The sequence below is a fragment of the Vibrio sp. ES.051 genome (assembly GCF_002563795.1).
Taxonomy (GTDB): Bacteria; Pseudomonadota; Gammaproteobacteria; order Enterobacterales; family Vibrionaceae; genus Vibrio.
In genome coordinates this window covers 343,866-357,385 of record NZ_PDJL01000004.1, presented here as the reverse complement: position 1 = coordinate 357,385, position 13,520 = coordinate 343,866, and the positions used below count along the sequence as shown (strand labels likewise).

At 45.5% G+C, this 13,520-nt stretch carries 11 protein-coding genes and 1 pseudogene; 1 reads left to right on the top strand and 11 read right to left on the bottom strand.

All coding sequences use genetic code 11. From position 1 onward, the window contains the following. Positions 1–19: 19 nt before the first annotated feature. From alaS to pncC, 4 genes are all read right to left on the bottom strand, one after another. Positions 20–2,602: an alanine--tRNA ligase gene (alaS, locus tag ATG66_RS08065; protein ID WP_098414818.1), complete on the bottom strand. Its 2,583-nt coding sequence runs from the start codon at positions 2,600–2,602 to the stop codon at positions 20–22. A gap of 141 nt (positions 2,603–2,743) precedes the next feature. After that, a complete protein-coding gene (gene recX, locus ATG66_RS08060) occupies positions 2,744–3,211 on the bottom strand; it encodes a recombination regulator RecX (RefSeq protein WP_098414817.1) in 468 nt (155 codons plus the stop codon). Between the two features lie 121 nt (positions 3,212–3,332). After that, positions 3,333–4,376 (bottom strand): recombinase RecA, encoded by a 1,044-nt coding sequence (gene recA, locus ATG66_RS08055; protein WP_098414816.1) that lies wholly within the window; start codon positions 4,374–4,376, stop codon positions 3,333–3,335. A 199-nt stretch (positions 4,377–4,575) separates the two neighbouring features. Further along, positions 4,576–5,058: a nicotinamide-nucleotide amidase gene (pncC, locus tag ATG66_RS08050; protein WP_098414815.1), complete on the bottom strand. Its 483-nt coding sequence runs from the start codon at positions 5,056–5,058 to the stop codon at positions 4,576–4,578. 84 nt (positions 5,059–5,142) lie between these two features. Between pncC and mutS the strand changes: the two genes are divergently transcribed. Further along, positions 5,143–7,704 carry a DNA mismatch repair protein MutS gene (gene mutS, locus ATG66_RS08045; protein WP_098414814.1) on the top strand — a complete coding sequence of 854 codons (2,562 nt, stop codon included), beginning with the start codon at positions 5,143–5,145 and terminating at the stop codon, positions 7,702–7,704. Positions 7,705–7,817: 113 nt separating this feature from the next. On the opposite strand, the pseudogene rpoS reads toward mutS, so the two are convergent. The 7 genes and pseudogenes from rpoS to ispD all read right to left on the bottom strand — a co-directional run bounded on the left by rpoS (position 7,818) and on the right by ispD (position 13,519). Beyond that, positions 7,818–8,812, bottom strand: a pseudogene (gene rpoS, locus ATG66_RS08040) (RNA polymerase sigma factor RpoS). Between the two features lie 80 nt (positions 8,813–8,892). Then, positions 8,893–9,816: a peptidoglycan DD-metalloendopeptidase family protein gene (locus tag ATG66_RS08035; RefSeq protein WP_098414813.1), complete on the bottom strand. Its 924-nt coding sequence runs from the start codon at positions 9,814–9,816 to the stop codon at positions 8,893–8,895. Positions 9,817–9,829: 13 nt separating this feature from the next. Then, a complete protein-coding gene (locus tag ATG66_RS08030; RefSeq protein WP_098414812.1) occupies positions 9,830–10,456 on the bottom strand; it encodes a protein-L-isoaspartate(D-aspartate) O-methyltransferase in 627 nt (208 codons plus the stop codon). Further along, positions 10,456–11,232, bottom strand: coding sequence for a 5'/3'-nucleotidase SurE (surE, locus tag ATG66_RS08025; protein WP_098414811.1), 777 nt, complete (start codon positions 11,230–11,232; stop codon positions 10,456–10,458). Before surE ends, ATG66_RS08030 begins: the two co-directional genes overlap by 1 nt. Continuing rightward, the gene (truD, locus tag ATG66_RS08020; RefSeq protein ID WP_098414810.1) at positions 11,232–12,275 is read right to left on the bottom strand and encodes a tRNA pseudouridine(13) synthase TruD; all 1,044 of its coding nucleotides are present in this window, start codon (positions 12,273–12,275) and stop codon (positions 11,232–11,234) included. Before truD ends, surE begins: the two co-directional genes overlap by 1 nt. Positions 12,276–12,320: 45 nt before the next feature. Next, complete coding sequence (gene ispF, locus ATG66_RS08015) at positions 12,321–12,797, bottom strand: 2-C-methyl-D-erythritol 2,4-cyclodiphosphate synthase (RefSeq protein WP_098414809.1); 477 nt, start codon at positions 12,795–12,797, stop codon at positions 12,321–12,323. Next, on the bottom strand, positions 12,794–13,519 hold the full coding sequence (ispD, locus tag ATG66_RS08010) for a 2-C-methyl-D-erythritol 4-phosphate cytidylyltransferase (RefSeq protein WP_098414808.1): 726 nt from the start codon (positions 13,517–13,519) through the stop codon (positions 12,794–12,796). Before ispD ends, ispF begins: the two co-directional genes overlap by 4 nt. Position 13,520 lies beyond the last annotated feature (1 nt).

Here is a 13,520-nt window from a genome sequence, read left to right as displayed (position 1 = left end):
AAATTTATTAGTTAAGTGCTTATAAGCGTTCTTCTAGCCAAGGCTGAACAGTTTTGATAGCCTTCGGTAATGCGGCTACATCAGTACCACCAGCTTGCGCCATATCAGGACGACCACCGCCTTTACCACCAACTTGCTCAGCAATCATTTTAACCAACTCACCCGCTTTTACTTTGCCTGTGAGATCTTTTGTTACGCCAGCAATCAGACCGATTTTATCGCCCGTTACATTTGCTAGAAGCACAATACCAGAACCCATTTGGTTTTTAATATCATCAACCATCGTCCGTAGGTTTTTACTGTCTGCGCCCTCGAGAGCCGCTACCAGCACTTTTGTACCGTTAACTTCTACAGCTTTGCTCATGATGTTAGCACTTTCAGCCGCTGCCATCTTGTCCTTTAGCTTTTGAATTTCTTTCTCTAACGCCTTTATTTTTTGAGCAGATTCAGTCAGTTTTTCTTCGTACTGCGCATTTTTTGCTTCAATTACGTCTAACGCTGCCTCGCCTGTAACCGCTTCAATACGACGAATTCCTGCCGCGATACCGCTTTCCGAAGTGATTTTGAATAAACCAATGTCACCTGTGTTTGATGCGTGAATACCGCCACACAGTTCAGTCGAGAAGTCCCCCATTGACAGCACGCGAACTTCGTCATCGTACTTCTCACCGAACAGTGCCATCGCACCTTTCTTCTTCGCGGACTCAACGTCCATTAAATTCGTTTCGATAACATGGTTACGACGAATTTGTGCGTTAACTAAACGCTCAACTTCTTTCAACTCTGTTGCCGTTACTGCTTCTAGGTGTGAAAAGTCGAAACGTAGGCTTTCAGGCTTAACGAGAGAGCCTTTTTGCGTTACATGTTCACCTAGCACTTGGCGAAGTGCTGCGTGTAACAAGTGCGTGGCTGAGTGATTTAGAGCGGTGGCAGCACGACGTTCTTCGTCAACCATCGTCGCCACTTCGTCACCTTTCATCAGAACACCTTCAGTCATAACACCATAGTGAGTAATTGCGTTACCTAACTTTTGTGTATCTTCAACAAGGAATACACCGGACTCTGTACGGATTTCCCCCGTATCACCACACTGACCACCAGCTTCAGCGTAGAATGGTGTTTCGCCTAAAACGATGATCGCCTTATCACCCGCCGATAGAGAGTCAACTTCGTTGCCTTCCACGAATATGGCTTCTATTGAACTTGAGCCTTTTGTGCTTAAGTAACCACAAAATTCTGTTTCTGCGTCCACTTTAATGGTTGCGTTGTAGTCTGTACCGAACTGACCAGCTTCACGTGCTCGCTGCCGCTGTGCTTCCATCGCTTTCTCAAATCCCTCTTCATCGATAACGAATTCTCGCTCGCGTGCAACGTCGTTGGTCAGATCGGCAGGGAAACCGTAAGTGTCATAAAGTTTAAATACGGTTTCACCGTCTAACACTTTGCCATCTAGGTTATCTAGTGCTTCGTTTAGAATCGCCATGCCACGCTCCAGAGTACGGCCGAAGTTTTCTTCTTCGATACGTAGTACTTTTTCAACGACGGCTTGCTGGCGTTTCAGTTCTTCGCCAGCGGTGCCCATGACCTCTGCCAGTGCGCCTACCAATTTGTAGAAAAACGCACCTTGTGCACCTAACTTGTTACCGTGACGAACAGCACGACGGATGATGCGACGTAGTACGTAACCACGACCTTCGTTTGAAGGCATCACGCCATCAATAATCAGAAATGAACACGAACGGATGTGGTCAGCAATGACGCGCAGCGATTGATTAGACAAATCTTCGTAACCAATCACTTCAGCAGCCGCTTTAATCAGCGTTTGGAATACGTCGATTTCGTAGTTTGAGTGGACACCTTGCATGATTGCAGAGATACGTTCGATACCCATGCCAGTATCTACTGATGGCTTTGGTAGCGGCTCCATTGTGCCGTCTGCATGACGGTTGAATTGCATGAATACGTTGTTCCAGATCTCGATGAAACGGTCACCATCTTCTTCTGGTGTACCAGGACGCCCACCCCAAATATGCTCACCGTGATCGTAGAAAATTTCTGTACATGGTCCACAAGGACCGGTGTCGCCCATTTGCCAAAAGTTATCTGACTCATAAGGCTTACCACCTTGCTTATCGCCGATACGAACAATACGATCTGCAGGAATGCCTACTTTCTTATTCCAAATATCGAACGCTTCGTCGTCTGTTTCGTACACCGTGACCAATAGACGCTCTCCAGGCAGTTTGAGCACTTCTGTTAGGAATTCCCAAGCAAATGAAATGGCATCTTCTTTAAAGTAATCGCCAAAACTGAAGTTGCCTAGCATTTCAAAAAATGTGTGATGACGAGCCGTGAAACCCACGTTTTCCAGGTCGTTATGTTTACCGCCAGCACGTACACAACGTTGAGCCGTAGTTGCTCGAGTATAGGCGCGTTTTTCTAAGCCTAAGAAGCAATCTTTAAATTGGTTCATACCTGCATTTGTGAATAGCAGGGTTGGGTCGTTATGTGGAACTAACGATGAACTTTCTACGATTTGGTGTCCTTTGCTTTCAAAGAACTTGAGGAACGCGTTACGAACCTCATCAGTGCTCATGTACATGCAGCTCTTCCTGAAAATAGTCGAGTTAGAATTTTGCCGTATTGTAGATCATGCAATCAGCTGAGACTAGTTTTCTTGAGGAAAAGAGGGAGTAGGAGAAAAATTTGAAGCAAAATAAAAATCAGTGCTCACTATTCACAACTAATCTTGGTTGTCAGAGCTCAACGCGTAACTAATTTGGTCGAAACTGTAACCTCGATACTGTAGAAAGCGTACCTGTTTGGCATGCTCTTTCTGGTCTTTAGCTTTGATACCTTTGAATTTCTTCTCCGCTGCCTGCTTGGCAAGTTCAAACCAGTCTTGGGGCTCTTCGGCCATCGCTTGTTCAATCACGAAGTCTGCTACTCGCTTCTGATTGAGTTCCTGTCGAATTCGACGCTCACCGTGCCCTTTGTAGACATGTTGGCGAATTTGGCTTTTGGCATAACGCAAATCATCGAGGTAGTTGTGATCTACGCAAAAATTAATTGCGATCTCGATATCTGATTCTTCGTAACCTTTCATCGCTAACTTTTGACAAAGTTCATACTGACCATGATCTCGACGACTCAGTAATTGAATCGCAGCTTCTTTACTCGATAACGTTGGCGCCTGACGCTTTTGGTACATGGTGATCCTAAAAGTGTTTTTGCTTTAAATATTAATCCTTGCTAGGACTTCGCTTCTGGTAGGGGCAGATACAACAAAGCCCCGCATGGCAGGGCTTTTTATTATTTCTGATATTAGCAGATTAAAATTCTTCTGCTTGCTCCGGTTTTTCACTTACATCTGGATCTTCATCAAGTGCTGGAGCTAACAACATTTCACGTAGTTTGGTATCGAGAGTCTTAGCTACTTCAGAGTGCTCGCGCAGGTAGTTACACGCATTTGCCTTACCCTGACCAATCTTATCACCGTTATGGCTGTACCATGCACCCGCTTTTTCAACCAGCTTATGCTTCACGCCTAAATCAACCAACTCACCTTCACGGTTAAAGCCTTGACCGTACATAATTTGTGTATGTGCTTCTTTAAACGGTGCTGCAATTTTGTTCTTAACCACTTTAATACGTGTTTCGTTACCCACAACCTCATCGCCATCTTTAATTGCACCAGTACGACGAATATCTAAACGAACCGAGGCGTAAAACTTCAGTGCATTACCACCCGTGGTCGTTTCTGGGTTACCAAACATCACACCAATCTTCATACGGATTTGGTTGATGAAGATACACATACAATTAGACTGCTTTAGGTTACCGGTGAGTTTACGCATTGCTTGAGAAAGCATACGAGCTTGAAGACCCATGTGGCTATCGCCCATTTCGCCTTCAATTTCTGCTTTAGGTGTTAGTGCAGCAACGGAGTCGATAACCATCACGTCAATCGCACCAGAACGTGCAAGTGCATCACAGATTTCTAACGCTTGTTCACCCGTATCTGGCTGAGAAACCAAAAGCGCATCAATGTTTACACCAAGTTTCTTCGCGTATACAGGATCCAGCGCGTGCTCTGCATCGATGAAGGCACAAGTCTTACCTTCACGCTGCGCTGCTGCAATCAGCTCAAGAGTCAGTGTTGTTTTACCTGAAGATTCTGGACCGTAAACTTCTACGATTCGACCCATTGGTAGACCACCAGCACCCAAAGCGATATCGAGAGAAAGAGAACCCGTTGAAATAGTTTCTACGTCCATTGCACGGTTATCACCAAGGCGCATGATCGAACCTTTACCGAATTGCTTTTCAATTTGACCTAGCGCAGCGGCGAGCGCTTTCTGTTTGTTCTCGTCCATTACTTTCTCCGATTTATTCATCTTCTTTGGGCGACGAATAGTAATTCATTTTTCTTAAGCAGATCATCTGCTCAGCAATGAAACTTATTATACTGTTGATTCATACAGTGTCTATACCTGTGTGAAAAAAATTTAGCCTGCTCGCATAAACAACATTCGCTAGCCCTTATTTTGTGTGGGCGGGCAGAGTTCCAAAGTTCTAAATTAAATGTCGATATAATTGGCTCAGTGCATGCGTTACCGCCTTTCCGCGTACTTCGGCACGATCACCGGTAAAGTGCATGGTTTCGACCAGCAGCCAATTTTTATGATCGGCAAAAGCAAAACATACGGTTCCAACGGGCTTTTCTTCACTGCCACCACCTGGTCCTGCAACCCCACTGATCGATACTCCTAGCGTTGCATTGGAGTTTTCTAATGCACCTCGCACCATTTCGACCACGAGCGGTTCGCTCACCGCTCCATGCGTTGCCAGTGTACTCGCTTGCACACCAAGCATTTCTATTTTAGCTTCATTACTATAGGTCACAAATGCACGGTCTAGCCACGCTGAGCTCCCAGCAATGTCAGTTATGGCCGCCGCTACGCCGCCACCAGTACAAGATTCCGCAGTGGTCACGACATGGCCTCTCTGCGCAAGCAAAGCTCCTAAATCTGCACTCAATTTTGTTGTTTTTTCCATACTCAAAATACCCTTTGTCTCTTTTTAGTTGATAGGGATTCACGTATCCTAAGTCGCTACGGAACTAAACAAAAGAACTTACCTGTGAAATCTGAACAAAAACATACTCCGATGATGCAGCAATATCTCAAGCTGAAAGCTGAGAATCCTGATATTTTGCTGTTTTACCGCATGGGCGACTTCTATGAACTCTTCTATGATGATGCCAAACGTGCATCTCAACTGCTTGAGATCTCATTAACAAAGCGAGGTTCATCAGCCGGAGAGCCTATCCCGATGGCAGGGGTGCCATTTCATGCTGTCGAAGGTTATTTAGCTAAACTTGTTCAGCTTGGTGAGTCTGTCGCAATCTGCGAACAAATTGGCGATCCGGCAACCAGTAAAGGCCCAGTAGAACGCAAGGTTGTGCGTATCGTAACACCTGGTACGGTGACCGATGAAGCGCTACTTTCTGAACGCGTTGATAACTTGATCGCAGCCATTTATCACCATAACGGCAAGTTTGGATACGCAACATTAGATATTACGTCAGGTCGTTTCCAATTGGTTGAACCAGAAACAGAAGAGTCGATGACCGCAGAGCTACAACGTACTGCTCCTCGTGAGTTATTGTTTCCTGAAGACTTTGAACCAGTACACTTAATGTCAAGCCGTAATGGTAACCGTCGCCGCCCAGTATGGGAGTTTGAGCTTGATACTGCGAAGCAGCAGCTGAATCAACAATTCGGTACGCGTGATCTTGTTGGCTTTGGCGTAGAACACGCGTCTCTTGGGTTATGTGCCGCAGGTTGCTTGATCCAATACGTAAAAGACACGCAACGTACGGCGTTGCCTCATATTCGATCTTTAACCTTTGATCACCAAGATCAGTCCGTAATTCTCGATGCGGCTACCCGTCGTAATCTCGAAATTACCCAAAACCTGTCTGGCGGCACAGATAATACGCTTGCCGCCGTACTGGACCATTGTGCCACGCCGATGGGCAGCCGTATGCTCAAACGCTGGTTGCATCAGCCGATGCGCTGCATCGATACATTAAACAATCGTCTCGATGCCATTGGCGAAATTAAAGACCAAGGTTTATTTGCCGATCTTCAACCACCATTAAAACAAATTGGTGACATCGAACGTATTTTGGCACGCCTCGCATTACGTTCTGCTCGGCCTCGTGATATGGCACGACTCCGCAATGCGATACAACAGTTGCCAGAACTTGAAACAGTGACATCTTCTTTGGCACATCCATACCTAGCCAAGTTGGCGCAATACGCAGCACCAACCGATGAAGTGTGTGATTTGCTCGAACGCGCAATTAAAGACAATCCACCAGTCGTTATACGCGACGGCGGGGTAATTGCCGAAGGTTACAACTCGGAATTGGACGAATGGCGAAAACTGGCGGATGGTGCGACTGAGTATCTTGAACAGCTAGAACGCGATGAACGCGAACGTCACGGCATCGATACGTTAAAAGTCGGTTACAACAACGTACATGGTTTCTTCATCCAAGTGAGTCGAGGTCAAAGCCATTTAGTGCCCCCACACTATGTACGTCGTCAAACCCTGAAAAACGCTGAACGTTACATCATTCCAGAACTCAAAGAGCATGAAGATAAAGTGCTTAACTCAAAGTCCAAAGCACTTGCTTTAGAAAAACAACTGTGGGAAGAGCTCTTTGATCTATTAATGCCACACCTTGAAAAGCTACAAAATTTAGCATCAGCCCTATCTCAGTTAGATGTTCTACAAAACTTAGCCGAACGTGCCGACTCACTGGATTACTGTCGCCCTACATTGGTAAAAGAGGCTGGCATCCATATTCAATCAGGTCGTCACCCTGTGGTAGAACAAGTCACAACCGACCCATTCATAGCGAACCCCATCGAGTTAACTCCAAGCCGAAAAATGTTGATCATCACTGGGCCAAACATGGGGGGTAAATCAACTTACATGCGTCAAACTGCCTTGATTGCGCTGATGGCAAATATCGGCTCTTATGTGCCTGCCGAATCGGCACTAATCGGCTCTCTGGACCGCATATTTACTCGTATTGGCGCGTCCGATGATCTTGCTTCTGGCCGCTCAACCTTTATGGTCGAGATGACGGAAACGGCTAATATTCTTCACAATGCCACCAAGAATAGTTTAGTACTGATGGATGAAATCGGACGCGGTACTAGTACATACGATGGCCTTTCTTTGGCATGGGCAAGTGCGGAATGGCTCGCAACGCAAATTGGAGCGATGACGCTATTTGCTACCCACTACTTTGAGTTGACAGAATTACCAAACCAATTACCAAACTTAGCGAACGTTCACTTAGACGCGGTAGAACATGGTGATAGCATCGCCTTCATGCACGCGGTTCAAGAAGGTGCGGCAAGCAAATCATACGGCTTGGCGGTTGCTGGTCTGGCTGGTGTTCCTAAAACTGTTATTAAAAATGCGCGCAACAAGCTATCCCAGCTTGAACAGTTAGGCCAAAGCGGTGACGCTCCTCAATCGAGTGCTGTGGATGTGGCCAATCAGTTATGCCTAATTCCTGAGCCGAGTGATATTGAACAAGCGTTGTCAGACATCGAACCAGATAACCTCACACCGCGCGAAGCTCTTGAAGCACTATATGACTTGAAAAAGATGCTGTAATACTAACGTATCACTCGTTCTCGATTCATTTCTGTTTAAAAAATCGAACCGCTAATAAAACGCAAAAAGGCTATGGGTAACCATAGCCTTTTGTATCATAGATAAACTCAGTTTTAGTCATCTTCCACGCTAAACAAGTTCTCCATATTCAAACCTTGCTTGATCAAAACTTCGCGCAGACGACGCAGCCCCTCGACTCGACTTGGATCTGACGGACACGTTCTCGTGTTAGACCAATTTCACGACCTACCTCTTCTAGCGTAGAAGGTTCATAGCCAAGAAGACCAAAACGTCGTGCTAATACTTCTTTTTGTTTTGGGTTCAATTCTTCGAGCCAGTGAATCAGTGATGATTTGATGTCGGCATCTTGAGTTGATACCTCAGGGTCAGAATTATTCGCATCCGGAATGATATCGAGTAAAGCTTTTTCACCATCGCCACCTATCGGTGTATCGACAGAACTAATACGTTCGTTTAAACGCAGCATTTTACTCACGTCTTCAACTGGAATATCCAATTGAGCAGCAATCTCTTCCGCTGTTGGTTCATGATCGAGCTTTTGTGAAAGCTCACGTGCAGTTCGCAAATAAATATTCAGCTCTTTCACCACATGGATAGGTAACCGAATAGTGCGAGTTTGGTTCATCAATGCGCGTTCAATGGTTTGGCGGATCCACCAAGTAGCATATGTGGAGAAACGGAATCCACGTTCAGGATCGAATTTCTCGACGGCACGAATCAAGCCAAGATTACCTTCTTCAATAAGATCGAGTAATGCCAAACCGCGGTTGCTGTATCGACGAGATATCTTCACGACCAAACGCAAATTACTTTCTATCATGCGTTTACGGGCTGCTTCATCGCCACGAAGTGCTCGGCGAGCGTAAAGTACTTCCTCTTCAGCAGTAAGTAGAGGTGAGAAGCCAATTTCGCCTAGATACAATTGAGTTGCGTCTAAGCTTTTACTACTGGCGTCAAGTTCATCACGAGCAGCAGCTTTTTTGCCTTCGGTGGATGGTGATTTGGTGAGTTTTTTGCCAACTGTCTTCACTGACGCATTGCCAAATTCAAACTCTTTAACTTTGGTTACTGTGTTGCTGATACTCATAACGCCTCCCCCTGGCGAGTTAGCAAGACATGACAACTCAATATGTCGCTAAATGGTTTCGCAAGTTGTTTTTCAAAGTCTTAAGGCAAATAGCGTTTTGGATTCACTGATTTACCTTGGTAGCGAATTTCAAAGTGTAGCTTGACTGCTTTTGCGCCGGAACTGCCCATGGTCGCAATTTTCTGTCCGCTTTTTACTCTTTGTCCTTCTGATACCAGCAGCTTGTTGTTGTGTGCGTATGCGCTTAAATAATTGTCGTTATGCTTGACTATAATTAAGTTACCATAACCTCGTAGCGCATTACCTGAATAAACAACTGTGCCGGCCGCGGTTGAAACGATAGGCTGACCACGCTGTCCTGCGATGTCGATGCCTTTATTTCCTTGTTCTCCCGCTGAGAAATTCTTTATTACTCTCCCTTTGGTAGGCCATAACCACTTCGATACTTTATTACTTTTTGTCGTGGTAATTGGCGATTTTTGTTTCACTTTTTGGTTGTCTTTTGACCCAACATACTCCTTTACTTTCGATTGTTCAACCTTCTTTGGGGGCTGTTTTTGTACGACTTTAGGCTTAGGTTTTGTCGGTTTTTGACTAGAGTTTTTACTTGAAATTTGTGGCTTTGAAGCTGTTGATATTTTAGCAACTGGGGGGGGCGGTGTTGTAACGATAGGAACTACAACAGGTTTCACTTTATGTCCATATTTTGGGGCCACATATTTCGGAGCCCAAAGTTTTAACCTCTGACCTGGATAGATAGTATAAGGCTGAGTCAATCCATTGTAACGAGCAAGATCGTTTACATCTTTATCTGTGACATAGGCTATAAAGTAAAGCGTATCGCCTCTTTTTACTTGGTAGTAACTCCCTCTATAACTCCCTCTATCTAGGTTAGTATAGTCTTTTTTCAAACTTGAGACAGGTGCAGGTGTATGCGCTGCGCAACCAATCAGTCCCGCTGCGAGCACAAAGCTAATACCAATACGACGTAGTAACTGAATCACCTATCCATAATCCTTAAGCTAAATTCCCCGCAACTAGAGGGACAAACCGAACCATTTCCACCACTGTGGATTGATACTCGTCGCCTTTGCGTTCAATTTTTAGTAACTGTTGTTCAGCATTACCAACAGGAATCACCATTTTACCGCCATCTTTTAACTGTGCTAACAGCGCTTGAGGAATGACTTCAGCCGCCGCTGTGACAATGATTGCGTCAAACGGTCCCTTAGCCTCCCAGCCAAGCCAACCATCGCCATGTTTAGTTGAAACATTATAGATATCCAGCAGCTTTAAGCGACGCTTCGCTTCCCATTGCAATAACTTGATTCGTTCCACGGAGTAAACGTGTTCAACAATTTGTGCTAGAACTGCCGTTTGATAACCAGAGCCCGTCCCGATTTCCAATACATTACTTGCCGGTTCTAACGCTAATAACTCCGTCATGCGAGCTACGATATAAGGTTGAGAAATAGTTTGTCCCTGACCTATCGGCAACGCATTGTTATCGTAAGCTTGGTGCACCATCGCTTGGGAGACAAAACTTTCTCTTGGTAAACAGTGAATAGCATCCAGAACTCTTTGATTTTTGATGCCACTGGAGACAAGAAACGCTATCAACCTGTCAGCATGTGGATTACTCATTACTTCTCTTCCTTCAACCAACTATCTATTGAACGCAGCGATTCATGAGCAGTAAGATCGACTTGCAGGGGAGTAATGGAAACTCGACCATGTTCAATCGCATAAAAGTCGGTACCTTCCCCCGCATCCTGCTCTTTTCCGGGAGGCCCTAACCAATAAATATTATGCCCTCGCGGATCTTTCTGTTTGATCATATTTTCAGCGTGATGGCGCGCACCTAGACGAGTAACTTCAATCTCACCTAACTTTTCTATTGGTAAATCTGGTACGTTCACATTCAACAACCGATTCGTTGGGATCGGCATCGCTAAATGTTGTTGAACGAGCCTGCGCGCGATATTGGCGGCCGATTCAAAATGGCGCTTTCCAACCAGCGAAAAGGCAACAGACTGAACCCCAAGAAAGTGGCCTTCCATTGCTGCAGCGACAGTGCCGGAATACAGCACGTCATCACCTAGGTTTGCACCGTGGTTAATGCCCGATAAAACAAGATCTGGTAGATCGTCTTTCATCAGCTCGTTCAGCGCAAAGTGCACACAATCTGTGGGTGTACCTTGCACTGAGTAAGTATTTGGGGCAATTTCTGTCACGCGTAATGGTTGCTCTAGTGTCAACGAGTTTGAAGCACCTGAACGATTTCGGTCTGGTGCTACAATAGTCACTTCTGCAATGTCTCTGAGCTCATCAGCCAGAGCATGAATCCCTTGAGCATGGACGCCATCATCGTTGCTAATCAGAACTCTTAAGGGTCTTCTGTTTCGTGAATCCTTGTCCATTAGTATTCTCTTTCTACTTTAACCTCATTAACTAACTCACGAACAATCGATGTCGCAAAAGACCCTGCATCCAGTGAGAAAGTCAGCGTGATGTTGTTGTCCTCAACCGTCCAAGCTAAGTCTTTTGGTTTGAGCGATATGTCACGGCGCTCATGACGCATACGGTTACCACGAATCAGTAACATTAGATCTGGCTCTTCATCTAAAAATGGCTGCTCTAATGCCAACGCTTCCGATTGGGTTGGTAACGCATTATCACCCGCTAGTGCTGCTGTAATGGCTACTTCACCCTGTTCGAGTTTTGACTGCATCTCAGATAAATTACTCGCATCAATAGGCAACGTGCCTGTCGACGTTTGCGCGATATCACCATCCAAAAACTTGTCAAATACGTGCAACTCTAAACGTGCCGAAACGATACGGTTAAAAATCCATGAGCGAGCCGCAGACAAATACATGCTACGTTTATTCTGGTTACGAGTTCTGACGTTTTCTCTTCCCCAGCGACGCGCTTCCTCAAGATTGTTACCATCGTTACCAAACCGCTGGCTACCAAAGTAGTTTGGTACACCGAATTGTTTCACTTTCTCAAGACGTTGCTCAACATCTTCGATATCGGTCACTTCAGACAAAGTGATAACGAACTCATTTCCTATTAAGTCACCAGGGCGCAGCTTTTTGTGGTGGCGAGTGGTTGTTAAGATTTCAATACTCGGATATTTCGCTAAAAATGCAGAGAAATCTGGCGTTTCACCTTTCGGTAAATGCACGCTCAGCCATTGCTCAGTGACTGCGTGACGGTCTTTGAGACCAGCCCAACTGACGTCTTTGGATTTCACTCCGCAAGCTTTAGCAAGCTCATTAGCTACAAAGCTGGTGTTCTCTCCAGTTTTACGAATGCGCACCATTAAGTGCTCGCCTTCCCCGCTAAAGGCAAAACCTAAATCTTCGCGAACCTGAAAGTGTTTAGGCTGCGCTTTAATTTTGGCAGAAGCAACTGGCTTACCAGTAAGATAAGCCAGTGAAGATAAAATATCTGACATGATGTTTTTCCACTGTTACACAGCATTAAGGAGCAAGTTATTTGATTATTGCTTAAAGAGAAGCACCACCGCTTCTGTTGCAATACCTTCTTTGCGTCCAGTAAAACCAAGACGCTCTGTTGTCGTTGCTTTGACGTTGATGTTGCCGATATCGGTTTCTAGATCTTGCGCAATCGCCGCGCACATGGCATTAATGTGGGGCGCCATCTTAGGTGCTTGCGCCATGATGGTGACATCCGCATTACCAAGGCGGTAACCTTGCGCTTTAACTCGACGATAAACGTCTTTTAATAATTCACGGCTATTCGCGCCTTTCCATTTATCATCAGTATCGGGAAAGTGACGACCAATATCCCCAGCTGCAATAGCTCCTAAAAGTGCATCAGTTAGCGCATGCAATGCAACGTCGCCATCCGAATGCGCAACCAAACCTTGTTCGTAAGGGATAGCAACACCACCGATTATAACCGGGCCTTCACCACCAAATTTATGTACGTCAAAACCGTGACCAATTCGAATCATTTTTTATCCTTTGTTTTTTCGCCGCGCTCACGGCTTAGATAAAACTCGGCTAGCGCAAGATCTTCTGCTTGAGTGATTTTTATATTGTTCGCATGCCCCTGAACTAAGGCTGGAGTTTCTCCTAACCACTCTAAAGCCGATGCTTCATCGGTGATGGCAATCCCCTGCTCTAACGCCTCAGTCAATGCTTGAGTTAGTTGCTGCGTTTTGAACATTTGTGGCGTCAGTGCATGCCACAACGCTTCTCGTTCTACCGTGTGGTCGATATCTTGCGACGAGTTCGCACGCTTCATCGTATCTCTTACTGGCGAAGCGAGAATACCACCTACAGGATGTATTAGGCAGACCTCCATCAAACGATCAATATCAGTTAAAGCGATGCAAGGCCTTGCAGCATCGTGAACCAGCACCCACTTGCTCTTAAGGCATGTGCTTACATAGTTTAGCCCCGAAAGCACGGAATCGGCTCTTTCTTTACCGCCAGAAACTCGGATCACGTCAGGGTGACTTGCAATCGCTAACTCTGGAAAATAGGGGTCACCTTCGGTAATTGACACCACAATTTTTGCAATTCTAGGATGTGCGAGTAATTTTTCTACGGTATGTTCCAACACCGCTTTTCCATCAATTAACAAGTATTGCTTAGGACGATCGGCCTTCATACGGCTGCCGACACCTGCGGCAGGCACAATCACGACATGAGATGAGTTCATATCCAACATT

Bases quoted from the DNA above. Each gene is read 5' to 3' on its own strand.
- alaS (WP_098414818.1), bottom strand. From the start codon at position 2,602: ATGTACATGAGCACTGATGAGGTTCGTAACGCGTTCCTCAAGTTCTTT.
- truD (WP_098414810.1), bottom strand. From the start codon at position 12,275: ATGTCAGATATTTTATCTTCACTGGCTTATCTTACTGGTAAGCCAGTT.
- ispD (WP_098414808.1), bottom strand. From the start codon at position 13,519: ATGTTGGATATGAACTCATCTCATGTCGTGATTGTGCCTGCCGCAGGT.
- recX (WP_098414817.1), bottom strand. From the start codon at position 3,211: ATGTACCAAAAGCGTCAGGCGCCAACGTTATCGAGTAAAGAAGCTGCG.
- recA (WP_098414816.1), bottom strand. From the start codon at position 4,376: ATGGACGAGAACAAACAGAAAGCGCTCGCCGCTGCGCTAGGTCAAATT.
- ATG66_RS08030 (WP_098414812.1), bottom strand. From the start codon at position 10,456: ATGAGTAATCCACATGCTGACAGGTTGATAGCGTTTCTTGTCTCCAGT.
- ispF (WP_098414809.1), bottom strand. From the start codon at position 12,797: ATGATTCGAATTGGTCACGGTTTTGACGTACATAAATTTGGTGGTGAA.
- pncC (WP_098414815.1), bottom strand. From the start codon at position 5,058: ATGGAAAAAACAACAAAATTGAGTGCAGATTTAGGAGCTTTGCTTGCG.
- surE (WP_098414811.1), bottom strand. From the start codon at position 11,232: ATGGACAAGGATTCACGAAACAGAAGACCCTTAAGAGTTCTGATTAGC.